Here is a 23471-nt window from a genome sequence, read left to right as displayed (position 1 = left end):
CTGCTCCGGTGGCGTAACACCGTCGCCGCGCTAGCGGCGCCGATCCGCTGTTTGCTGGCGGCGATACTCACGTGCGTTTGGCCGGACCCGGGACCCGGGTGGGTCCGGGCGCTAAACCCAGTTGGAGAGAAATGAGTTAATCGTGCGTAAATTAGGGAACTTAGTCTTTGCAATCGCTGCCGCCGCCTTCGTTGGGTCCACCGGGGTCGCCAGTGCGGAGCCCGCGTCCGAGGGACAGCCCGCGCCACCCGCGCCGGCCCCACCGCCTACTTTCAGCCCATTCATGCCCAACAGCTCACAGGGCTGGTGTCCCGGCGGCGGCAACGGTGGGTTCACTGGACTCGGCTACTGCGATGGCATCCGCTACCCCGATGGGTCCTACTGGCACCAGGTACGCTTCGAGGTCCCGTTCGCGGGCTCACAGCTCACGCTGACGTGTGTGGTCGACAACGGCAGCATCCTGCCGCCACTCGCTCCCCCCGGCGGGTGTGGCGGGGCAGTCTGAGGCGAGTGTCAGTTGGCCTGCAGGTCCGGCCGATACCGGGCCAGCAGTGAGCGCACCGCATCCATCGCCTGTACGGCCCGGTCTTTGTCAACAGCCTGGATTGCCAGCACGGGAATGTACTCATCGCCGGGCAGGTCGATGCGCGCCCACCGGCTTCCAGATGGAAACGACACACCGACCACATCGGACCACGGGATCAGTTTGTCACCCAAGAGATTACGCACCTGAAGGCCGGGTGCTCCGACCCATAGCCGGGGCCGTGCGAATAACAGCACGGCCCCGGCGAAAACCAGCCCCAGGCCCGCCATCGCCACCTGGTCGGCGGTTTGAAAAATCACCCCGCTGGACTTGATTTTCAGCAGCAAACCGACCGCGATGTGTGCCGCCGCGATCAAAAAGGCTGCGGCATAGGCGAAAAACGGCGTTCGGTAGGGTCGCACCACGCAATCCCAGTCGTCGTGGCCAGATCTCACGGTCACGACCGGGCGCGCAAGTCGCGCAGGGTCAGTGCGGTGGTCAACGCCGCGGCGGTTGCCTGCGCCCCTTTGTCCTCGGCCGATGTCGGAAGCCCGGCTCGATCCAGCGCCTGTTGCTCGGTGTTGGTGGTCAGCACTCCGTTAGCAACGGGGGTCGAGGCATCGAGGGAAACCCGAGTCAGACCCTGCGTTACCGCATCACAGACATAGTCGAAATGTGGTGTAGCACCACGTATCACGACACCCAATGCGACGACAGCGTCATGGTTGCGCGCCAGCTCCTGGGTCACCACCGGGATCTCGATCGCGCCGAGCACCCGAACAACCGTGGGGTTGGTGACACCGCAGCCGGCCGCCACTTTGCGGGCACCGGCCAACAAGGCATCACAGATCTTGTCGTGCCAGGTGCTGGCAACAATTGCCAGCCGCACGCCGGACGCGTCAAGAACCGGGATCTCCGGGACGCCGGCACCACCGCTCACCAGCACCACTCTCGCGCGCCGGCAAGTGGGATTGCTCCCCCACAAGCCGGGAGCGCCTCCACGGCGCCGTCGCCGAGGGTCATAGGGCACCGCCAAAATCGCCTGGTAGATAGACGGATTCGTGGAGATCATCCAAACCGATGAGGTCGTGGCCCATCTTGTCGCGCTTGGTCATCAGGTAGCGGATATTCTCAGCGTTGGCCCGCACCGGTAGCGCCACCCGCTCGATGATATGCAAGCCGTACCCATCTAGTCCCACCCGCTTTGCCGGGTTGTTCGTCAGCAGCCGCATTGACCGCACCCCGAGATCGACGAGGATCTGCGCGCCAGTACCGTAATCCCGTGCGTCAGCCGGCAATCCGAGCTTGATATTCGCGTCCACGGTGTCGGCTCCAGCATCCTGCAGTTGGTAGGCCTGCAGTTTGTGGATCAGGCCAATGCCGCGGCCCTCGTGACCGCGCATGTACAGCACCACCCCGCGGCCCTCGCGCGCGACCATGGCCATCGCGGCATCCAACTGAGGCCCGCAATCGCAACGGCGGGATCCGAACACGTCACCGGTCAGGCATTCAGAGTGCACTCGGACCAACACATCGTCGCCATCTGCGTTCGGCCCACCAAGGTCACCGCGCACCAACGCGACGTGTTCGACGTCCTCGAAGATGCTCGTGTAGCCTATGGCGCGAAACTCCCCGTGCCGAGTGGGGATCCGGGCCTCGGCAACCCGCTCAATGTGCTTTTCGTGCTTGCGGCGCCATTCGATCAGGTCGGCGATGGTGATCAACGCGAGACCGTGCTCATCGGCAAAAACCCGCAATTCGTCGGTCTGCGCCATCGCGCCTTCGTCTTTTTGGCTGACGATCTCGCAAATCGCACCAGCGGGCTGCAGCCCAGCGAGCCGCGCCAGGTCGACGGCGGCTTCGGTGTGGCCGGGCCGGCGCAATACCCCACCGTCCTTGGCCCGCAACGGAACAACATGTCCGGGCCGCGTGAAATCGTTTGCGACGCTGGCGGGGTCAGCCAGCAAACGCATTGTGGTCGCCCGGTCCGAAGCAGAGATACCGGTTCCTACACCATTTTTCGCATCTACGGTCACTGTGTAGGCGGTCCCGTGCTTGTCTTGGTTCACCGCGTACATCGGTAACAGGCCCAGCCGGTCGCAGATTGCTCCGTCCAGGGGCACGCAGAGATATCCCGACGTGTAGCGAACCATGAAGGCCACCATCTCCGGAGTGGCTTTCTCGGCGGCGAAGATCAGGTCGCCCTCGTTCTCGCGTTCCTCGTCATCGATGACGATGACGGCCTTACCCGCCGCAATGTCGGCAACCGCCCGTTCGACGGAGTCCAACTTCGTCATCGTCGCTACCTTGCTGTCGGACCAGCGCACACGAGAAGTCCACGTGTTGCCTTCAGTATGACCCATTCGGTCGGTCGGCCTCGCCTGCCCGTAGTGCGGGCACGATGGGGAAGAAAATGTTGGCCGCTCGCCCGACCCGCTCCAGCGGGGGTAGTGGCTCTTTCGCGGCCACCTCGGCACCGGCCGCTACCCCGTGGAGGCGCTGGGAAACAGCCGTTCAACATACTTTGCGATGACGTCGACCTCGAGGTTCACCCGCGTTCCCACCGGAGCGCTACCGAGGGTGGTCAGCTCCCGGGTGGTCGGGATCAGCGAAACCTCGAACCAGTGCCGGGGCTCGGCGCCAAGCCCGGAAACCGTCAATGAAACCCCATCCACGGTAATCGACCCCTTTTCGACGACGTAGCGCGCCACCGCAGCGGGCATCTCGATCCGCACCACCTCCCAATGCGGTGACGGTGTGCGTTCCACAATCTCACCCGTACCATCGACATGCCCCTGGACAATGTGTCCGCCGAGACGGCTGTTGAGCGCGGCCGCGCGTTCCAGGTTGACCCGGCTGCCAGGCCGAAGTTCGCCCAGGTTGGAGCGGTTTAGCGTCTCACCCATCACGTCGGCACTGAACTGACCGTCGGCCAGCACGTCGACGACGGTCAAACACACACCGTTGACGGCAATCGAATCGCCGTGTCCGGCGTCGGTAGTCACGATGGGGCCACGGATGAGCAGGCGGGCGGCATCAGCGAGCGCGTCCCGGCCAACTACCTCTCCGAGTTCCTCGACAATCCCGGTGAACATTGCACCAGGCTAATTGGCCAGTACAAACACCGGACACCCTGGCGCAAGGGCGGACCCGCAACCCCCACGTTCCCGAGTCCGCTCACCGTCACCCTCTACGATGCAGGATATGCAGACCCCCAGACGTCACCGCCGGCTGTTAGCCGGCTTCGCCGCCTTGAGCGCAGCCACCATCGTGGTGGCTGGCTGCTCGTCGAGCTCCAAACCAAGCGGCGGACCGCTGCCCGACGCGGCGCCGCTGGTTCAGCAGGCGACCGAGCAGACCAAGGACCTCCAGAGCGCACACCTGGTGCTCACGGTGGAAGGCACGATTCCAGGATTGTCGCTCAAGACACTCAGCGGCGATCTCACCACCTCTCCTGCCACCGCTGCCAGCGGAAACGTCAAGCTCACCCTCGGCGGATCGGAGATCGACGCCGACTTCATCGTCTATGAAGGGGTGCTGTACGCCACCCTCACACCGAACAAGTGGAGCGATTTCGGTCCGGCTGCCGCTGTCTACGATCCGTCACAGATCCTCAACCCGGATGTCGGCTTGGCCAACGTGCTGGCGAACTTCACCGACGCCAAGGCCGAAGGGCGCGACACGATCAACGGGCAGAGCACGATCCGCATCAGCGGAAACGTCTCGGCGGAGGCGGTGAATGCGATCGCGCCGCCGTTCGGCGCGACCGAGCCGGTGCCAGGCACCGTGTGGGTTGAGGAGTCCGGCGATCACCAGCTCGCCCAGGCCAAGTTGAATCGCGGTTCGGGCAATTCGGTTCAGATGACGTTGTCGAAGTGGGGCGAACAGGTGCAGGTCACCAAGCCCCCGGTGAGTTGATGAGCATGCGAGCCGGTCGCCGAGTCGCGATCAGCGCGGGCAGTCTCGCGGTCCTGCTGGGGGCGCTGGACACCTATGTCGTGGTCACCATCATGCGCGACATCATGCGTGACGTCGGCATCCCCGTTAATCAGCTGCAGCGGATCACCTGGATCGTCACGATGTACCTGCTGGGCTACATCGCCGCCATGCCGCTGCTGGGCCGGGCCTCCGATCGGTTCGGCCGCAAACTCCTGCTGCAGGTCAGCCTGGCGACGTTCATCGTCGGGTCGGTGGTGACGGCGCTGGCCGGCGGTTTTGGCGACTTCCACATGCTGATAGCCGGCCGCACCATCCAAGGCGTGGCCAGTGGCGCGTTGCTACCGGTCACACTGGCGCTCGGAGCCGATCTGTGGTCGCAGCGAAGCCGCGCTGGGGTGTTGGGGGGCATCGGCGCCGCACAAGAGCTCGGCAGTGTGCTGGGCCCCCTGTATGGGATCTTCATCGTCTGGCTGTTGCGCGATTGGCGGGACGTGTTCTGGATCAATGTTCCGCTGACGCTGATCGCTATGACCATGATCCACTTCAGCCTGCCTTCTCACGACCGCAGCGCAGAGCCGGAAAAAATCGACCTGGTCGGCGGGCTGCTACTCGCAGTCGGTCTGGGCCTTGCGGTCATCGGGTTGTACAACCCCAACCCCGACGGCAAGGAAGTACTGCCGAGCTACGGTCTGCCCTTGCTGATCGGGGCCATCGCTGCGGCGGTCGCATTCATCGTCTGGGAACGCCGGTCCAGCACCCGACTCATCGACCCTGCCGGCGTCCACTTCCGCCCGTTCCTGGCCGCACTGGGCGCCTCGGTCGCCGCGGGCGCGGCGCTGATGGTGACGCTGGTCAACGTCGAGCTGTTCGGCCAGGGTGTGCTCCAAATGGACCAGACCCAAGCGGCCGGAATGCTGCTGTGGTTCCTCATCGCGCTGCCGATCGGGGCGCTGGCGGGCGGCTGGATCGCCACGAGGGCCGGGGATCGGGCGGTAACCTTCGCCGGGCTGATGATCGCTGCTGGTGGCTATTGGCTGGTTTCCTACTGGCCGGTCGACCTGTTGGCCTATCGGCACAGCATCTTGGGCTTATTCACCGTGCCCGCGATGCACTCCGACCTGCTCGTCACCGGGCTGGGACTCGGGCTGGTGATCGGGCCGCTCTCGTCGGCGACCCTGCGCGTGGTTCCAGCGGCCCAACATGGCATCGCCTCAGCCGCGGTGGTGGTCGCCCGGATGACCGGCATGTTGATCGGTGTGGCCGCGCTGAGCGCCTGGGGCTTGTACCGCTTCAACCAGATCCTGGCCGGGCTGTCGACGTCGATCCCTCCGGATGCCAGCCTGCTCGAACGCGCGGTCGCGATAGGCGCCCAGTACCAACAGGCATTCGCGCTGATGTACGGGGAGATCTTTACGATTACCGCGTTCGTGTGTGTGTTCGGTGCGGTGCTGGGCCTGTTGGTCAGCGGTCGCAAAGAACATGCCGAGGAACCCGAAGCCTCGGAGCGTCAGGCACTGGCGCCGAAGCCCTAGCGATGCTTGGGGCGCGCTATCCCGCCACGAGGCTGAGCAGGAGATCCGGGCCGCACTTCTCGACGCCGTCGAACTGCCAGCGCAGGGCATTCGCCACGCTGGACACTCCCACATCATCGACCGAGGTGACCGGTCCTCCGAGCAAGATGGGCGCGACATAAGCCAAGATTCGGTTGATCGCCCCAGCCCGCAGAAAAGCGCCGGCCAGCGTTGGGCCGCCCTCGAGAAGCACGTCGGTGCGGTCCGACAGTGCCCTGAGCACCTCCACAGGGTCGTGGGTGCGAATCACCATGGTCCGGGCATCATCGTTGAGCACCTTCGCCTCCGGCGGCACCTCACGCTTGCCCACAACGACACGCAGCGGTTGGCGGTCCGCTAGTGAGCCATCGGCCAGCCGCGCGGTCAGGGCCGGGTTATCGGCGATGACGGTGCCAGTTCCTACCACGATCGTGTCGGCAATAGCCCGGCGACGGTGCAGGTCCAGGCGCGCGGCGTCGCTGGAGATCCACTGGCTCGAGCCGTCGGCAGCGGCGCTGCGACCGTCGATACTGGTGGCGAACTTCCAGGTGACGTGCGGCAGCCCGGTCCGTTGCTTGTGTAACCACTCCCGCATCGGTCCGGCTGCCACCTGATCCGCGAGCACGCCCGATCGCACCTGCACACCCGCCGCCGATAGTCGGCCGGCGCCGCCGCCGGCGATCCCGTTCGGGTCGGGCACCGCGTAGAACACCGTGCCCACTCGGGCTTCGATCAGTGCGTTCACGCACGGTGGAGTCTTGCCGAAATGGTTGCACGGCTCCATGGTCACCACGGCAATACCGCCGGCCGCCAGCCCGCCGGCCCGGCGCAGCGCCACCACCTCGGCGTGATCACCACCGGCAGGCTCGGTGCCACCGGCGCCGACAACCCGACCGTTGGGATCCACAATGACCGCCCCGACGGGTGGATTTGGATACGTGCTGCCCTTGACTTGGCAGGCATGCTCGGCCGCGAGGCGCATTGCCTCCTCGATGTTCTTGACCGTCTCCGGCTGGCCCTGGGCTTGGTTCTGCGGCTGGTTCATGCGCTCAGATGTGCTGACGCGGCACCGGCCTGTCGCCGCAATGCCTCAACCGCGGCCGCCGGGTCCGCCGCGCCATAAACCGCGGAACCCGCGACAAAACAGTCGACACCGGCTTCGGCTGCCTGCTCGATGGTGTCCGCGTTGATACCGCCATCGATCTCCACCAGGATTGTCAGCTCTCCCGCGTCGACCATCTTGCGTACTCTACGCACTTTGCCCAATACATCCGGGATGAAACTCTGACCGCCGAAGCCGGGTTCTACCGACATCACCAGAAGGGTGTCGAAGTACCGCAAGATATCGAGGTAAGGATCGAGCGGCGTACCCGGCTTAACGCTGATCCCCGCCTTGGCTCCGGCCGCCTGGATGTCGCGGGCCACCCCGACCGGATTGTCAGTGGCCTCGGCGTGGAACGTGACGTTGTAGGCCCCCGCTTCCGCGTAGGGCGGGGCCCACCGGTCCGGGTTGTCAATCATCAGATGGCAATCCATGGGGATGCCGGTGGTGGCCAGCAGACTCTCCACGACCGGCAACCCGATCGTCAGGTTCGGCACGAAGTGGCCGTCCATGACGTCGACATGCAACCAGTCGGCACCTTCGACCGCAGCTGCCTCATCGGCGAGCCGGGCGAAATCCGCGGCCAGGATCGACGGCGCTATCAGCGGTCCCCGGGTGGTGCAAGGCATGCTCGACACACTACTGAGCAATGCCAGCTAGCTCACTTCAGGCGGCGCAACGCGGCGGCGAACATCGCGTCGGTGCCGTGCCGGTGCGGCCACAGCTGAACGTAGGGCCCATCCCCCAACCCATCGGCGATCGGCTCGAACAACTCCCGGGTATCCAGCGGTTCGACCTGGTGCCGGCGCCGCGCGTCGGCCACGATTCCGACGGTTTCGGCCAGATGCGGCGAGCAGGTCGAGTACAGCACCACGCCACCCGGCCTGGTCAGCGTGATCGCGGCGGCCAGCAGCTCACGTTGCAGCTTGACCAAAGCGGGTATGTCGGCTGGCTGGCGACGCCACCGGGCCTCCGGCCGGCGGCGCAACGCACCCAACCCGGTGCAGGGAACATCGACCAGCACCCGGTCAAAGCCCGGCTCCAGGCCGCTGTCTCGGCCGTCGACGCGGAGCACCTCGACCGGCAAGCCGCGGGTGTTCTCAACTACCAGGTCCGCGCGGTGCTGCGACGGCTCCACCGCGGTCACTCGGACACCGGGCTCCGCGTGTGGGTTTCGGCCCAGCGCAGCCAGCAGCGCGGTCTTGCCGCCCGGCCCAGCACACAAATCCAGCCATCGTCCTGTGTCCGCACCTACCGGCGCCAGCGACAGCGCCCGAGCCACCAGCTGGCTGCCCTCGTCCTGGACCAGAGCGTGACCGTCGCGAACCGGCGCCAACGATCCGGGGTCCCCACGTCGCAGGTAGACGGCAAATGGCGAATACCGGCCGACCGTCCCATGCACGGCGTCGGCCAGTTGTCCGGCAGTCAGCACGCCGGGGCGGGCCGCCAAATGAACCTGGGGACGTTCATCATCGCTGGCAAGCACCGCGTCAAGCTCCCCGGCAGCAGCCCCAAGCGAGTCGGCAAAGGCCTGAGCGATCCATCGCGGGTGCGCGTGCGCGAACGCGGCGTGCCCGATCGGGTCAACGACTGGATCGGGGGCCAGCTCGTCGACCCAGGATTGCTCGTCTCGGGCAGCAATAGCCCGCAGCACGCCATTGACGAAACCTGCTCGCGCCGAATCGAATTCGATTCCAGCCTGCTCGACTGTCGTCGAAACCGCCGCGTGTGCGTCGACGCGGGTGCGCAGCAGTTGGTAGGCGCCGAGCCGCAGCAGGTCGAGCAGGATCGGATTGATTGCCTCCGGCGAGCGTTCGGCTGCCGCGCCGATTACCGCGTCGAGCAGGCCCCGGGTGCGGCAGGTGCCATACGCCAGCTCGGTAGCGAACGCGGCGTCACGACCGGTGATGCCGCGTTCGGAAAGCAACGCGGGCAGCATCAGGTTCGCGTAGGCGCCGCGCTCGCTGACCGCACGCAGCACCTCGAAGGCGGCGCGGCGCGCCGGGTCCAGCGGCCGGCGACGACGGCCTCGTGCAGTCATGAAGCCCGAACAGCCGGGTCGAGCCGAGCGCCACGCGCCCAATCTGCGGCGTTCATGAGCTTCTTCCCGGGAGGCTGAACCTGGCCCAGCCGCACCGGTTGCGAGCCGGTGCCGATCCAGACATCTTTGCGATCCACCTGAATACCTCCGGGCGGCAGAGCATTTCGCGGTTCCGACGCCGTGGCATCAACCTGAACTGGGCCGAGCTTCACCCTCACGTCGCCAATGAGCGTCCAGGCGCCCGGATTGGGGGTGACCGCACGGATCCGGCGCTCGACGATCGGCGCCGGCAAGTCCCACCGGACCCGCGCATGCTCCACGGTGATTTTCGGGGCCAGGCTGACCCCATCGGCCGGTTGCGGTCGTGGCGTCAGCGTCGCGTCCTCGATTCCATCCAGCGTGGTTGACAACAGTGCTGCGCCCGAAACCGCCAGTCGCTGAAGAAGATCGCCCGCCGTGTCGGTCGGCTGAATCACCTCGGTGACAATTCCGTAGATCGGTCCGGAATCCAAGCTCGGCTCGATCTGGAATGTCGTGGCGCCGGTGATCGTGTCCCCCGCGGCGATCGCGGCTTGCACCGGCGCGGCGCCACGCCAGGCCGGCAGCAATGAGAAGTGCAGGTTGATCCAGCCATGCCGAGGCACAGCCAACAGCGAGTCGCCAAGCAGTGCCCCGTAGGCAACCGCAGCGCAGCCGTCCGGCGCCAACTCGGAGAGTTCCGCAACGAACTCCGCCGAATTCGGCCGCGATGGCCGCAGCACGGGAATGCCACGGTCGGCCGCCTCGCGGGCTACCGGCGACGGCTGCGGCTTGCCCCGCCGGCCGGAGGCCGCATCGGGGCGGGTCAGCACCGCTATCACGTCGTGTCGTGGCGATTCGATGAGCCGACGCAGCGCGGGCAGCGCGGGCTCGGGAGTGCCGGCAAAAACTAGGCGCACCGCCACAGTCTAGAAATCTTCGCCGGCGTGGCGTCGACCACAATCCGGGCGTGCCGGTTGCAACAGGCATATACTGTTGCTGATACGGAATGTATCCGGCGGACATAATTGACATATATGGTCAATACCCGCCACACCAGCGACAACGGTGTCGAAGTTCGCAGTCATCCACTTACGTTTCAGGAGGTCTGATGACCACCATCGACGCACCTGTCCGCGCAGGCCAATCGCTCGCTGCCACGCACCGAGCAATGTGGGCACTGGGCGACTACGCGCTAATGGCTGAAGAGGTTATGGCCCCCCTCGGCCCCATCCTGGTCGACGCCGCGGGCATCAAGCCGGGTCTTCGAGTGCTCGACGTCGCCGCCGGTTCTGGCAATATCTCACTCCCTGCCGCCCGGACCGGTGCCACCGTCATCTCGACCGACCTCACGCCGGAATTGCTGCAGCGGTCGCAATCCAGAGCCGCGCAGCAGGGCTTGACCCTCGAGTACCAGGAAGCAAATGCGCACGAACTGCCGTTCGGCAGCAACGAGTTCGACGTCGTGATCTCGGCGATCGGCGTGATGTTCGCACCCGATCATCAACGCGCATCCGGCGAGCTGGTCCGTGTCTGCCGGCCCGGCGGGACGATCGGTCTGATCAGTTGGACCCATGAGGGTTTCTTCGGCCGAATGCTGGCCGTAATCAGGCCGTATCGGCCGAGCCTGTCGGCGGCCTTGCCGCCGTCGGCGCTGTGGGGCCGTGAACACTACATCGGCGACTTGCTGGGCGATCGCGTGACCGTCACCCAGACCCGCCGGGGAGGGTTGCCGGTACACCGCTTCGACACCGCTGAGGCCGTTCACAACTACTTCAAGAATCACTACGGCCCGACGATCGAAGCCTATGCAAACATCGGCGACAACGCGGTGCTGGCCGCCGAGCTGGACGCTGAACTTATCGAGCTCGCAGCGCAATACCTGACTGACGGGGTCATGGAATGGGAGTACCTGCTCCTCACCGCAGAAAAGAAGCGGTGACGATCACCGCCGAAACGAGGCAATGAGGCGCTGAGCACAACGCCGTCCTAGAGCCCGTGTCGGGCGATCCTGCCGAGTCCGGCAGGCCCGACACGGGCTCGCATCTATATCGGACTAGATTTCTTGTCTCTCATGTCGTTCTAGATCCACATGTCGTTCTAGATCCACATGTGGGACTAAGTCCTCACGGTGGACTAGATCCTCACGTCGGACTAGATCTCCGTGTCGAAGCGTGCGTCGGGTTCACCGCCCGCGGCGGTGAACGCTGTCAGGGCACGCACCAGCCCGTGGCGTTCCTCTTGGGGCATTTCTTCCACGATGCGGGCGATTTCGGCCCTCCGGTGCGCGGTGACCTGCCGAACGACATCACGCCCCCGGTTGGTCAGCACGGCGAGCAGTTCGCGGCGCGAGGTCGGGTGCGGTAAGCGATCGATCAGCCCAGCGCCAACCAGCCGGTCGACCATCCGGCCCGTCGCCGACGGTTGCACGCCCAGGGAGGTCGCGAGCGTGGCCAGGTTTATCGGACCCCGGTTCGACAGAATCACCAGGGTGCGGAACTGCGGGATGGTGATGTTCTCATCGACCTCGGTGATCGAGTGAGCCGAGATGGCCACCAACAACCGGGATGCCGTCAGCAACGCATCGGTGATCACATCGAGCGATTGGTCGGCGGCCGCGGCACTTTCCGTCGGCAATGCTGCCCCCTTCCCCGGAGCTTGTCCGGGCGGTCAACTTCGTCGTTGCACAACATACGGGCTACAGGCACCAAAGTGTAACAGCCCACAATAATAGCCAGTGACTATTTCTTATAAAAATTATTGCAGTAGAGCATCATTCGAATTGCGCGATGAGAGTCCGGTAGTCGTCGACCCGCCGATTAGCCAGCGTCGGGTTCTGACGCCCGGCGCCGCGGCCAACACCGACCACCTCTACCGACGTTGCCCGAAACCGCCCCATCACCCGGCAGTCAATCTAATCCTTTTGCCCACCAACCGTATTCGTACCAATGCCAGCAACCGCGACCGATTCATCTAGTCGCCGTGGTCAGGCAAACATTGTCCAAGTACCCGGAAATGTTGCGACAGCGGCTATCCCGACTATCCAGCTATCCAATGTGCAGCGGATCAATATGCACCCGTACCGGCTGGTGGGCCTGCCGCGCGCTGAGCACGCCAACACCGCGGCGCAAGCTGGCAGCCAATTCGAGGCCCTGCTCGCGGTGGACCCGCACCAGCATCCTGGTCACCGGCGCTTCGGCGGGGATGCCCGCCGGGCGGCGGGCGCCCGCCGGGAGATCCACCGGACCCAGAACATCGGCCTCGTCAGGCAGCTGGGCTGCATCCAGCAACGCCGAGACCGCTTCGAATCCGCCATCAACGGCGGCAATGTGCACGGTCGGCGGCAGGCCGACTTCCCGACGGGCCGCCAGCTCGGCCTCGGCATGACCGACCGGATCCCAGCGAATGAGCGATTGCACCGTAGGAATAGCGGATTCGGCTACCACTGTCACCACGCCGCCGGCCGCGCGTGCCCGTACCAGTGCCGCGGCGGTCATCCAGCGCGATAGGGCGTCCTCGGCGGCGCGCAGGTCCTGCCGGCCGAGCAACGCCCAGGTGTCCAGGAGGAGCGCTGCCCCATATCCCCCTGGCGCCCGAGGCTCGGCTCCCGGGGTCGCGACCACCAGGGCCGGCCGGTCGGCCACTTCGCCCACGATGGCTCCGCCGGCCGAGGTGATCACCACGGTCCCCGGGAACGCCCGGCCGAGTTCCTCGGCGGTGCGCCGGGCACCAATCACCACGGCACGTACCGTCTCCGATCCGCACCGCGCGCACCGAAGCGATGGCTCCACGCGGCCGCACCAGCGGCAGACCATTCCCGGCTCGGCGGCCATGCCCTCCATGGCGGCCGCATCTGCTCGTGCGGAGTTCGTCGAACCTCCCGGCCCGGGACCACCCTGCTCGAGCAACGCCAATGGGCCGGTGCACTGCCGGCAACGGGCAATTGCCCGGCATCGCCCGCAGGCCAGCGAAGGCACGTATCCGCGCCGCGGCACCTGTACCAGGACCGGCGCCCCTGACTGCAGCGCCGAGCGCGCTGAGCGCAGGGCGATAGACGGCAGCCTGGCAGTGCGGGCGGCTGGGTCGCGCTCTTCTGCGTACCCGCTGTCATCGAGAGCGACCACGCGCGGCGCGTGCGCACGCACCACCGGCCGAGCCGCAACAATGTCGTGCGCCCATCCGTTGCACACCAACGAGTGGGCCTCGGTGGTGCGGGCGTAGCCGCCGATCAACGCCGCGCACCGCCCCTGATGCGCGCGCAACATCGCTACCTCCCGGGCATGCGGATAGGGCGCCCGCGGCTCCGCCAGCGAGTCGTCGCCGTCGGCCCAGACCATGACCAGACCCAGGTCGCTCAGCGGCGCAAACGCCGCGCTGCGGGTGCCGATTACGAGCCGCGCACTGCCGCGGAGCGCCGCGAGCCAACGTCGGTAGCGGGCGGCCGGCCCCAAACCCGCCGACAACGCGACCACACTGTGCTCCTCGATCCGGGCCGTGGTGGCCTTCCAGAGCACGTCGATGTCCCGCTGGTCGGGCACGATCGCCAGCACCGAGCGGCCGGCGCCGATGGTCTGCGCGGCGGCCTCGGCAAGGCGTTCTGCCCACGACTCGCCCGGCAGTGCCTGCCACACGGCCCGGGCGGCGCGCGACTTGGCAAGGGCAGCGAGGAATTGACCGCCCCGACCGTATAACTCCCAGCCCGACGGATCGACCGGCGCTACGACGGGTAGGCCGGCGCGCAACGTTGTTTCGCGCTCCACTCGAGCGTGCCGGGCAGGCACGGCGAGCCGCAATACGTCCGGCCGGGTCCCCGCATAGCGGGCCGCAACAGCATCGACCAGCCGGCGAGTTTCGGGAATGAGGACTGGTTCGGGCGACACGACGCGATCGAGCCAACCCAACTTGCCGTGGTGGTCGGTGTCGTTGCGTCGCTCCAACACGAACCCGTCGACCAGCCGACCATGGAACCGCACCCGCACCCGAACGCCGGGCTGGGCATCGTCGGACTGCTCAGCCGAAACGAGGTAGTCGAACTCGCGATCCAGGTGCGGTACCGACAGCATCGGCAACACCCGGGCGATGGGCTCAACTTCGACACGCGTGCGTGTGTGACGGCGAGATGCGCTGCTAGGCAATATCTTTCTCGTCTATTCCCACCCGAGTTCCGCGGGGCTGGTCGGCTGGATCACACCATACCTAGGGCCACCGACGCTAGCTCTCTGCCGGCTCTGCCGCCTTGGCCAGGGCGTCTACTGCGTCCTCGCGACCAAAAAAGAACCCGGCGGCAATGAGGATCGCCGCCGCGCCGTAGGACCACCAGATTGGCACCGCCAATGCTTCGTCGCCCAGCTTGAACTTGCCGATCGCGATCATCGAATCCGACGCCGCGAAACAGAGCGCGCCCACGGCGGTCCAAATGGTCGGCAGCGCCGCCACGAGCGCCGCACAGACCATGGCACACAGCACGACGATGTAGGCAGTCACCGGGATCGTCAATTTCTCCTCGCCAAGCTGGGGCCAGAACCACATCAACAGAGCCGCACACGCCACACACGTTGCGCCGACCGCAGCGATGCGTGCCATCGACGGAGCCCCCATCACAGCCAGCGGTAGTAGGGCTGCCAAGAAACACAAGTGCGCTATGAGGAACGCCCCCAGACCGAATACGAATGACTGCGTCCACCACGGGATAGCCAGCAGCCAATCGCCCGTCGCGGACAAGAGGAACGCGGGTACCAGCCACCGCCGCTCGCGCACGATGGGGTGCGCGGCCGCCGCGAGGGCCAACAGCACGGCCATGGATGCTTTGAACGCCGGTTGCAAAATCCAGTGTCCGGTCAGCTCCGCCCCAGGCGGCGAGTGCACCGCCAGCACGGTCAGGTACACACCATAGGCGAGGCCCACCCAACCCGCGACCACCCAGCCACCAGCAACAACACGAGGTGCGTACGGTACGTCTATGCCCAGCCTGGACAACACCGCGGACGAGAAACCCACTATCGACCCCATCCTGGTGAAGGTACTGGATGCGGTTCCGTTCCGGCTATCCACCGAGGACGGGATCGACGCAGCGCGCCAGCGACTGCGCGACCTGCCACGCCGGGCGGTGCACCCCGAGCTACGGGTCGCCGACCGAAAGATCGACGGGCCAGCTGGCGCAATCGACATCCGAATCTATTGGCCACCAAAGTGTTCCAATCGTACCGACGTGCCAGTTGTGGTCTTCTTTCACGGCGGGGGATTTGTCATGGGGACCTCGACACTCACGACGGCTCCGCCCGCCAGCATGCCGTCGGCGCCGATGCGATTGTGGTGTCCGTCGACTACCGGCTGGCGCCCGAGTACCCCTACCCCGCCGCTATCGAAGACGCGTGGGCCGCAACGCTATGGGTCGCCGACCATGGTCGCGAGATTGGCGCCGATCCCACCCGGATTGCCGTGGCAGGGGATTCAGCGGGGGGCACCATCGCCGCGGTCATCGCGCAGCGCTCACGGGACCTGGACGGTCCCCCTGTTTTATTCCAGTTGTTGTGGTACCCCTCCACAATGTGGGACCGATCGCTGCCATCGTTCACGGAGAACGCCACAGCAGCGATCCTTGACGCCAAGGCAATCGCAGCATTCTCCCGTTGGTATGCAGGTGACATCGATGTGTCTGACCCGCCGCCGGGATTGGCTCCGGGCCGGGCGCGCAACCTATCAGGTTTGCCACCGGCCTACATCGGGGTCGCCGGTCACGACCCGTTGCGCGACGATGGGTTACGGTACGGCGAGCTGCTGGCTACGGCCGGCGTCGCGGTCGAAGCGCACAACGCGAAGACTCTGGTACACGGATACATCGGCTACGCCGGCGTGGTGCCCGCAGCCACGGCCGCTTTGAATCGCGGGCTGGCGGCGTTGCGCGTCGCGTTGCACGAGTAGCTGCGGTTGTGCGTACGGTATGTCTATGACGGAGCCGACAATAACCCGACCCGGCATCGATCCCATCCTTCAGATGCTGCTTGATTCTTTCCCGTTGACCTTCACCGCGGCCGACGGCGTCGAAGTTGCGCGCGAACGGCTTCGTCAGCTCAAGGCCCCGCCGGAAATGCTGCCGGATCTGCGCATCGAAGAACACACGGTCGGTTACGACGGGCTTACCGACATTCCGGTCCGCGTCTATTGGCCGCCGGTCGCGACCGCCGACCCCGTGCCGGTGGTGGTCTACTACCACGGTGGCGGCTGGTCACTCGGCGACCTCGACACCCACGACCCCGTCGCCCGCGCCCATGCCGTCGGCGCCGAGGCCATTGTGGTGTCGGTCGACTACCGGCTTGCGCCCGAACATCCGCATCCAGCTGGGGTCGAAGACTGCTGGGCGGCGCTGCGCTGGGTCGGCGAGCACGCGTCCGAGCTGGGCGGCGATCCGAATCGGATTGCCGTCGCGGGTGATTCGGCGGGCGGCAATATCTCCGCGATCATGGCGCAGCTGGCCCGCGACCACGGCGGGCCGGCGCTGGCCTTCCAGTTGCTGTGGTACCCATCGTGCATGGGCGACCTCTCACTGCCGTCCTTCACCGAGAATGCCACCGCTCCCATTCTTGACCTCGACGTCATCGGCGCCTTCCTGACCTGGTATGTGCCGGGCCTCGACATCAGTGACCACACCGTCCTACCCAGCACCCTCGCCCCGGGCAATGGTGATCTGGCCGACTTGCCTCCCGCGTTCATCGGCACCGCCGAACACGACCCGCTGCGAGATGATGGAGCCCGCTATGCGGAGTTGCTCACGGCCGCAGGAGTCATCGCCGAGTTGTACAACGAGCCCACCATGGTGCACGGCTACGTCAACTTCGGCCTCGTCGTGCCCGCCGCGGCCGATGCCACCAACCGCGGGCTGGCGGCGCTGAAGAAAGCTTTACATTCCTAATCTGGACGACCGCGGATCGTTCGGCCTCAGCGGTAGTGCGATTGCCCTGCGACAGTTGAACCGATTCTTTTGCGGCATCATCTGATCCGCTGTGGACATCGCCAGCGGCATTTGGGTTCGGCATTCGACGCTCGTGTGTGGCCCGCAGGGCGCTCAGCGGTCACTGCGATCCGTTGGGGGCGGTGCCGTAGCATCCACTCACGTCGGCAGACAACGCGATCGACGAGCCGCCGAAGAGCAGAGCGGGGATGTGATTGACGTCTTTCAGGAGGAAACGATCAGTACATTAGCGTTGTTCATCGCTGTGGGCGGCTCAGAACAGGACCGCGATCTGCTGGTGTCAATCAGCGGACACAGCTGGCGTTTTCAACATTGTTCTGGCGCAGCGAGACCTCATGGGTGAGCGTGGTGGCTTGCGGGCTCATCTGCGGGGCGGGGGCCAGGCTCTCGGTGTATTGCTGCCCACGACTGCCGGCTCGCTCGTGGAAATGGCCGCAGCAGCGGGCATGGACTTCGTGTTTCTTGACTGCGAGCACGGACCTGGCGACTACGTTTTGCTCGAGCGCTGCATCACGGCCGCAGAAATCCACGGGACCGCGGTCTTTGTCCGGGTAGGCCACGATGAACCCGCGCTGGTCCAGCGTGCCCTCGATCTGGGGGCGACGGGGATCGTTTTTCCGCACATCGACAGCGCCGAGCAGGCTCGTAGGGCTGTGTCGTGCTCGCACTATCCACCATTGGGTAGCCGCGGGTTCTCCAACTACGTACGGAAGGGACGGTTTGGGCGCGTCGCAGCGACCGATCATGCGCGTGCCGAGACAGAACGAACCATCGTTATCGCCATGATCGAGTCCCCCGCGGGATACTTCGCTTTGCGTGAGATAGTGGCCGTTGCCGGTATCGACGGCATTATGTGCGGTCCCGCCGATCTGGAGATTTCCTCAACCGCAGTAGATGGTGAGCATCCGTCACCGAGTGACATGGTGACCACCATTGGCGCCTATGCCGCTGAGACCGACAGCATCGAGGTTGCCGTTGTAGGAACCAAAGAAGAGGCAATCCACTGCCTTGGTCGCGGCGTGGGGATGGTGGTAGTCAATCTCAGTCCAGTGCTCATGGACCTGTTCGAAGATTGGCATGGACTACTCCAGCTGTCACCCGCGCGGCCAAGCCGACCGCCGCTGCAGGGTGGCGCCTCTACAGTCCAGGGATGAGTTTTCTCTGCGACCACGCGTGCTCAGGCTGACATCTCCCCGGCACCCGCCGGCCCGTGGGGACATTCCGGGCCATCCAACAGGTGTGCATGGAGGTTACGGCGGCACCATCTCAGACGGTCGCGAGTATCGGGTAGGCGCAACGCCATACCAGCGTTTGAAGGCGTGCGAGAACGTCGAGACTTCGGTGTAGCCCAGCCGCGTGGACACCTCTTCCACGGTCAGCCCCACGTTCCGGAGTAAGTCGACGGCTACCGCCGAGCGGGCTTCGTTCAGCAACGCCCGAAAAGACGTGCCCTCCGCGGCAAGCCGGCGCCGCAGGGTTCGAGGATGCATGTCAAGCTCGGAAGCGATGTCGGAAAGCGTTGGGAAAATCCCAGAATCGCGGAACAGGTTGGTACGCACCAGCGCGGTGATTCCCCGACGTTGTTCGTTGCGTTGCATCAGCACATCGCATTGCGCGAGGCACATTTCCAGTGTGTGCCGATCAGCCTGCGGTAGCGGCTCATCGAACATCGCGCGCGGGAAATGCACACGGTTGTGTGCGCGGCCGAATGCGACATCGCTTAGTGGGACGACCCCGAGCAGCGGACGCATCAGCTCCTCATCGACCGCCAGCTCTGCCGATACCCGCTCGGCATACTTCTCTGCCACGGGAAGCGTGAAACTCATTGTTGTCGTAATGATTCCGGCGATATCGCGTTCGATGAAGAATCGCCGCACGTCGGCGGGCAAGTGGCCGGCTTCCAGCTCGAACAGGCAGTCGTCGGCGGTTTCGAACAGCGTGATGTCGATGTGCAACATGGTCAGCGCGAAATAGCGCATGGCGATGGCGAACAACTCGCGAAGGGTGGCACACGACATCGCGGCGAACCCGAACAACCCGATATGGGTGAGCGAAAACCGGCTGCCCACGTCGATCCCCACGCCAGCGTCATCTGGCAGCCGGGCCAGCAATTGGCGCACCGTGGTGATCTCGTCGAGGCCGCTGACCAAGGTTTCCGGGTCATCGAGATCCGCCAGCTCGATCGCCGTGCCCGCAAGCACGTCACACGTAGGCACCCCGCGTTCGTTGGCCACCTCGCACAACACCCGGGTCGCATAAACCGGATGCCGCACGTCGGCCGGCACCCCGACAGGGGTCAAACCTCCCATGAGCTGTCCTAAATTCCCAACTCTTTGTCCCATCGTCTCATTACCGACCGCCCATGTCACCCATACAGTGGAGCCATGGCCACTCTGACCGCCGAGCGGCCCTCCAAGGGACCCGCCAGACGGCTGCGCACCTGGACGATGACCCGGGAGGCCCTCACGATCGGCTTCGACTTCGGCGACGGCTTCCTGGGTCGGGCGCGTGGCAGCGATATCACCAGATTCCGTTGTGCTGGAAGACGTTTTGTCTCGATCAGCCACCCGGACTACGTCGACCACGTGCTCCACGAGGCGCGCCTGAAATACGTCAAGTCCGACGAATACGGGCCGATCCGGGCCACCGCGGGTCTGAACCTGCTCACCGATGAGGGCGATTCCTGGGCCACGCACCGCGGCGTCCTGAACCCGACCTTTGCCCGGCGCCACCTCAACGAGCTCGTCAACCTGATGATCGATCCGATCGCCGATGTCACCGCCGCACTGCCCACCGGCGGCGGCCAGCAGTTCGACATGCACCAGACGATGGTCGAGGCGACCTTGCGCGTGGTCGCCAATGCCCTGTTCAGCCAAGATTTCGGGCCGCTGGTCCAGTCCATGAACGATCTCGCCACGCGCGGGCTGCGCCAGGCGGAAAAACTGGAACGACTCGGGCTGTGGGGTCTCATGCCGCGGGCGGTCTACGACGCGTTGCTCTGGTGTGTCTACTCCGGCGTGCAACTACCCCCACCGCTGCGGGGAATGCAGGAGATCACCCTGGAACTCGACCGCGCGGTCAACGCGGTCATCGATTGGCGGTTGGCACGGCCCACCGACTGCGCTGACCTTCTCAATGTTTTGCTACGCGCCGACGGAGGAGCTTGGTCCCGCCAGCGGGTCCGCGACGAGGCACTCACGTTCATGCTCGCCGGTCACGAAACCACGGCCAACGCTATGTCGTGGTTCTGGTACCTGATGGCGCTTAACCCCGAGCCCTGCGACCGGATGCTCGCCGAGGTCGACACCGTCCTGGGGACACGCCGGCCTACCGCCGATGACCTGGGCAAGCTGATCTGGACGACCGCATGCCTTCAGGAGGCGCAACGCTACTATTCGTCGGTGTGGGTGATCGCACGCGAGGCCATTGCCGACGACGTCGTTGACACACATCACATTCGCCGCGGCACTACGGTCGTCATTCCGATCCACCACATTCACCACGACCCGCGTTGGTGGCCGGACCCGGAGCGATTTGATCCCGGCCGGTTCATGAAGAGCGCCAGGGACCGCCCTCGCTCGGCCTATCTGCCATTCGGCGGCGGTCGACGTATCTGCATCGGACAAAGCTTCGCCCTGATGGAAATGGTTCTGATAGCCGCAATCATGAGTCAACACTTCACTTTTGAGCTTGCGCCCGGTCATCCTGTCGAGCTCGAGGCAACGCTGACCCTGCGGCCCAAGCACGGAGTACACCTCATCGGAAGCAGACGCTCATGAGCACGCAATCGCATAGCAGACCCAATTACCACACCCTGATCGTCGGTGCCGGATTCTCCGGGATCGGCGCCGCCATCAAGCTCGACCAGGCGGGGTTCACCGATTACCTCGTGGTCGAAGCCGGCGACGGCGTCGGCGGCACCTGGTACTGGAACACCTATCCCGGTATTGCCGTGGACATTCCGTCGTTCTCCTATCAGTACTCGTTTGAACAGAGTCCGGACTGGACGCGGACCTACGCACCGGGGCATGAACTGAGGGCGTACGCCGAACACTGTGTCGACAAGTACGGCATCCGGTCCCGGATCCGGTTCAACACCAAGGTCATCGCCGCTGACTTCGACGACGAGCACAGGCTGTGGCGCGTTCAAACGGACCCGGGCGGCGAAATCACGGCCAGGTTCCTGATCAGCGCCAGTGGTGTTCTGACAGTACCGAAACTGCCTGACATCGACGGCGTGGATTCGTTCGACGGTGCCACCATGCACACCGCGCGCTGGAACCACAACGAGGACCTGACCGGCAAGCGCGTCGGGATCATCGGCACCGGCGCCTCGGCCGTACAGGTCATTCCCGAGATTGCACCAATTGTTTCCCACCTCACGGTATTTCAGCGCACACCGATCTGGTGCTTCCCCAAACTCGACGTCCCGCTACCGGCGCCGGTTCGCTGGGCGCTGCGAATTCCGGGGGGTCGTCCTCTCCATCGCTTCTTCAGCCAGGCATTGATCGAGGCGACCTTCCCGATAGCGGCGCACTACTTCAAGCTGTTTCCGCTGGCCCGCTGGATGGCAGCGTCGGGCCGGCGCTATCTGCGCCAGCAGGTCAAAGATCCGGCGGTGCGCGAGCAGCTCACCCCGCAGTATGCGGTGGGCTGCAAACGGCCGGGCTTTCACAACAGCTATCTGTCGACGTTCAACCGCGAGAACGTTCGCCTGGTCACTGAGCCGATCGACAAGATCACGCCCACCGCGGTGGCTACCACCGACGGCGACAACCACGAGATCGACGTGCTGGTGCTGGCAACGGGTTTCAGCGTCATGGACACCGACAACGTGCCGACCTATGCCGTCGCCGGAAGCGGCGGGCGATCCTTGAGTCGGTTCTGGGACGAGCACCGGCTGCAGGCATACGAAGGTGTCAGCGTTCCCGGCTACCCGAACTTTTTCACCGTGTTCGGCCCGTACGGCTACGTCGGCTCATCGTATTTCGCACTCATCGAGACCCAGACGCACCACATCGTGCGCTGCCTGAGACGGGCCCGGCGCAACGACGCGACCCGGGTCGAGGTGACCGAGGAAGCCAACGCCCGCTACTTCGCCGAAGTGATGCGCCGGCGCTACCGCCAGGTCTTCTGGCAGGACAGCTGCCGGCGGGCCAACAGCTACTACTTTGACAAGAACGGCGACGTCCCGCTGCGCCCCACCACTACTGTGGAGGCCTACTGGCGCAGTCGCCATTTCGATCTCGACAACTACCGATTCAGCGCCTAGTGACGAGCAATCGCCTGACCTTCCACACAGGACAGTCGCTGTGATGGTGCCGCGAATCGATGCTGCGATTCGGGTGTCCGGCGATCGGCGGTTGGCCTATGCGGAGTATGGCGACGGTGCGGGTGTTCCCGTCTTCGTCTTCCACGGACTTCCGGGCACGCGTCTTAGCTGGGGCATGCTGCCCGATGGTTCGTTTCCGCCCGCCGTGCGAATCATCGCGCCGGATCGTCCCGGCTACGGCGGCTCCGATCCCAACCCGGGTCGCACGCTCCTGGACTGGGCGAATGACGTTGAGACACTGGCAGATTCGTTAGCCATCCCCGGGTTCGCGATCGTCGGTATCTCCGGTGGCGGTCCCGGTGCGTTGGCGTGCGCCTGGAAGATGCCGCAGCGCCTGACGACGGTGGGCATCGTCTCATCTCCCGCACCGACCGACGCTCCTGGCGTCTTCGACGGAATCAGCGGCACCAACCGGTTCTTCATGAAACTGACGTGGTATGTGCCTTGGCTGTCCAGCGCGAACACCCGATTCCTGGCGGCAGTTATCCGACGCCATCCGCGGCGATACCTCGACACCATGAAGTACAAGATTCACGACGTGGACAAAGCCATCCTCGCCCGACCGGAGATTCACGAGATGCTGGTCAAAGACTTCGCCGAAGCGGTGCGCGGTGGCGCAGCGGGGATGGTCGACGACATGGCCGCCAATCACGGGCGTCCCTGGGGCTTTGCGTTAGACCAGATCCGCACCGAGGTCCTGCTGTGGTCGTGCGAGCTGGATCGGAGCGTTCCACCTGCAATGGGAAAATACTTGAGCGACGTCATCCCGTCCTGTCAGGCCAACATCGTGCCCGGGCAAGGGCACCTGTGGATTCTGGTTCACCTGCGAGAGGTGCTGGACGAGGTCACCCGCGCAAGCCCGCGAGGCTGACGCACAACCAACATATCGGGATTGATCGCGAGTCCGTCGTGTCCGGTACATCGCCGTTCATCGGATGCCGACCGGCTACTGCCGGGTGGGTGGTGGGTTGACGGCAGATGAGCCCAGTGCCAAGCC

At 65.2% G+C, this 23471-nt stretch carries 21 protein-coding genes and 1 pseudogene; 10 read left to right on the top strand and 12 right to left on the bottom strand.

The features are described from left to right. The first annotated feature begins 121 nt into the window (after nt 1-121). Entirely contained in the window at nt 122-505 is a 384-nt protein-coding gene (locus tag F6B93_RS09165) for a hypothetical protein (RefSeq protein WP_425518515.1), read from the top strand. 8 nt (nt 506-513) lie between these two features. On the opposite strand, the gene F6B93_RS09160 is transcribed toward F6B93_RS09165, so the two are convergent. The 4 genes from F6B93_RS09160 to F6B93_RS09145 all read right to left on the bottom strand — a co-directional run bounded on the left by F6B93_RS09160 (nt 514) and on the right by F6B93_RS09145 (nt 3618). Beyond that, on the bottom strand, nt 514-978 hold the full coding sequence (locus F6B93_RS09160) for a PH domain-containing protein (protein ID WP_211699369.1): 465 nt from the start codon (nt 976-978) through the stop codon (nt 514-516). A 2-nt stretch (nt 979-980) separates the two neighbouring features. Continuing rightward, complete coding sequence (gene ribH, locus F6B93_RS09155; RefSeq protein WP_211699368.1) at nt 981-1463, bottom strand: 6,7-dimethyl-8-ribityllumazine synthase; 483 nt, start codon at nt 1461-1463, stop codon at nt 981-983. A 79-nt stretch (nt 1464-1542) separates the two neighbouring features. Further along, nucleotides 1543-2820 (bottom strand): bifunctional 3,4-dihydroxy-2-butanone-4-phosphate synthase/GTP cyclohydrolase II, encoded by a 1278-nt coding sequence (locus F6B93_RS09150; RefSeq protein ID WP_211698814.1) that lies wholly within the window; start codon nt 2818-2820, stop codon nt 1543-1545. Nucleotides 2821-3006: 186 nt separating this feature from the next. After that, the gene (locus tag F6B93_RS09145; RefSeq protein WP_211698813.1) at nt 3007-3618 is read right to left on the bottom strand and encodes a riboflavin synthase; all 612 of its coding nucleotides are present in this window, start codon (nt 3616-3618) and stop codon (nt 3007-3009) included. A 109-nt stretch (nt 3619-3727) separates the two neighbouring features. Here F6B93_RS09145 and F6B93_RS09140 point away from each other — a divergent pair, with 109 nt between their 5' ends. Together F6B93_RS09140 and F6B93_RS09135 are read left to right on the top strand one after the other, a co-directional pair. Then, nucleotides 3728-4441 (top strand): LppX_LprAFG lipoprotein, encoded by a 714-nt coding sequence (locus tag F6B93_RS09140; protein WP_211698812.1) that lies wholly within the window; start codon nt 3728-3730, stop codon nt 4439-4441. 5 nt (nt 4442-4446) lie between these two features. Next, a complete protein-coding gene (locus F6B93_RS09135) occupies nt 4447-5994 on the top strand; it encodes an MFS transporter (RefSeq protein WP_211699367.1) in 1548 nt (515 codons plus the stop codon). 16 nt (nt 5995-6010) lie between these two features. Here F6B93_RS09135 and ribD read toward each other — a convergent pair whose 3' ends face one another. Genes ribD through fmt form a run of 4 tightly spaced genes read right to left on the bottom strand, consistent with a single transcriptional unit; the run spans nt 6011 to nt 10093 of the window. Next, nucleotides 6011-7057 (bottom strand): bifunctional diaminohydroxyphosphoribosylaminopyrimidine deaminase/5-amino-6-(5-phosphoribosylamino)uracil reductase RibD, encoded by a 1047-nt coding sequence (gene ribD / locus F6B93_RS09130; RefSeq protein ID WP_211698811.1) that lies wholly within the window; start codon nt 7055-7057, stop codon nt 6011-6013. Then, nucleotides 7054-7743, bottom strand: coding sequence for a ribulose-phosphate 3-epimerase (gene rpe, locus F6B93_RS09125; RefSeq protein ID WP_425518514.1), 690 nt, complete (start codon nt 7741-7743; stop codon nt 7054-7056). Before rpe ends, ribD begins: the two co-directional genes overlap by 4 nt. 32 nt (nt 7744-7775) lie before the next feature. Continuing rightward, nucleotides 7776-9155, bottom strand: coding sequence for an RsmB/NOP family class I SAM-dependent RNA methyltransferase (locus F6B93_RS09120; protein ID WP_211698809.1), 1380 nt, complete (start codon nt 9153-9155; stop codon nt 7776-7778). Next, a complete protein-coding gene (gene fmt, locus F6B93_RS09115) occupies nt 9152-10093 on the bottom strand; it encodes a methionyl-tRNA formyltransferase (protein ID WP_211698808.1) in 942 nt (313 codons plus the stop codon). The genes F6B93_RS09120 and fmt overlap by 4 nt, the downstream gene beginning before the upstream one ends. Nucleotides 10094-10284: 191 nt before the next feature. On the opposite strand from fmt, the gene F6B93_RS09110 reads away from it, so the two are divergent. Next, nucleotides 10285-11115: a class I SAM-dependent methyltransferase gene (locus F6B93_RS09110; RefSeq protein ID WP_211698807.1), complete on the top strand. Its 831-nt coding sequence runs from the start codon at nt 10285-10287 to the stop codon at nt 11113-11115. 212 nt (nt 11116-11327) lie between these two features. On the opposite strand, the gene F6B93_RS09105 is transcribed toward F6B93_RS09110, so the two are convergent. The 3 genes from F6B93_RS09105 to F6B93_RS09095 all read right to left on the bottom strand — a co-directional run bounded on the left by F6B93_RS09105 (nt 11328) and on the right by F6B93_RS09095 (nt 15134). Then, nucleotides 11328-11810: a MarR family transcriptional regulator gene (locus F6B93_RS09105; RefSeq protein WP_211698806.1), complete on the bottom strand. Its 483-nt coding sequence runs from the start codon at nt 11808-11810 to the stop codon at nt 11328-11330. A 410-nt stretch (nt 11811-12220) separates the two neighbouring features. Further along, nucleotides 12221-14236: a primosomal protein N' gene (locus tag F6B93_RS09100; RefSeq protein ID WP_211698805.1), complete on the bottom strand. Its 2016-nt coding sequence runs from the start codon at nt 14234-14236 to the stop codon at nt 12221-12223. 148 nt (nt 14237-14384) lie between these two features. After that, entirely contained in the window at nt 14385-15134 is a 750-nt protein-coding gene (locus tag F6B93_RS09095; protein WP_246541112.1) for a lysoplasmalogenase, read from the bottom strand. On the opposite strand from F6B93_RS09095, the pseudogene F6B93_RS09090 reads away from it, so the two are divergent. From F6B93_RS09090 to F6B93_RS09080, 3 genes and pseudogenes are all read left to right on the top strand, one after another. Next, a pseudogene (locus tag F6B93_RS09090) lies at nt 15133-16094 on the top strand (alpha/beta hydrolase). The gene F6B93_RS09095 and the pseudogene F6B93_RS09090 overlap by 2 nt on opposite strands. 25 nt (nt 16095-16119) lie before the next feature. Then, nucleotides 16120-17082 (top strand): alpha/beta hydrolase, encoded by a 963-nt coding sequence (locus F6B93_RS09085; RefSeq protein ID WP_211698803.1) that lies wholly within the window; start codon nt 16120-16122, stop codon nt 17080-17082. Nucleotides 17083-17477: 395 nt separating this feature from the next. After that, complete coding sequence (locus tag F6B93_RS09080) at nt 17478-18296, top strand: HpcH/HpaI aldolase family protein (RefSeq protein WP_211698802.1); 819 nt, start codon at nt 17478-17480, stop codon at nt 18294-18296. A gap of 96 nt (nt 18297-18392) precedes the next feature. Here F6B93_RS09080 and F6B93_RS09075 read toward each other — a convergent pair whose 3' ends face one another. Further along, complete coding sequence (locus tag F6B93_RS09075; protein WP_211698801.1) at nt 18393-19451, bottom strand: helix-turn-helix transcriptional regulator; 1059 nt, start codon at nt 19449-19451, stop codon at nt 18393-18395. A gap of 75 nt (nt 19452-19526) precedes the next feature. On the opposite strand from F6B93_RS09075, the gene F6B93_RS09070 reads away from it, so the two are divergent. The 3 genes from F6B93_RS09070 to F6B93_RS09060 are packed head-to-tail and all read left to right on the top strand — an operon-like array spanning nt 19527 to nt 23345. Beyond that, nucleotides 19527-20921 (top strand): cytochrome P450, encoded by a 1395-nt coding sequence (locus F6B93_RS09070; protein WP_211698800.1) that lies wholly within the window; start codon nt 19527-19529, stop codon nt 20919-20921. Next, nucleotides 20918-22414 carry a flavin-containing monooxygenase gene (locus tag F6B93_RS09065; protein WP_211698799.1) on the top strand — a complete coding sequence of 499 codons (1497 nt, stop codon included), beginning with the start codon at nt 20918-20920 and terminating at the stop codon, nt 22412-22414. Before F6B93_RS09070 ends, F6B93_RS09065 begins: the two co-directional genes overlap by 4 nt. Before the next feature lie 43 nt (nt 22415-22457). Continuing rightward, nucleotides 22458-23345, top strand: a complete 888-nt coding sequence (locus tag F6B93_RS09060) for an alpha/beta fold hydrolase (RefSeq protein WP_211698798.1) — start codon at nt 22458-22460, stop codon at nt 23343-23345. The last annotated feature ends 126 nt before the right edge of the window (nt 23346-23471 follow it).

Origin of the sequence: Mycobacterium spongiae (genome assembly GCF_018278905.1) — a bacterium.
Classification (GTDB): Bacteria; Actinomycetota; Actinomycetes; order Mycobacteriales; family Mycobacteriaceae; genus Mycobacterium; species Mycobacterium spongiae.
Note: the sequence above shows the minus strand (reverse complement) of the source record. Positions and strands in the feature narration are given on the sequence as shown.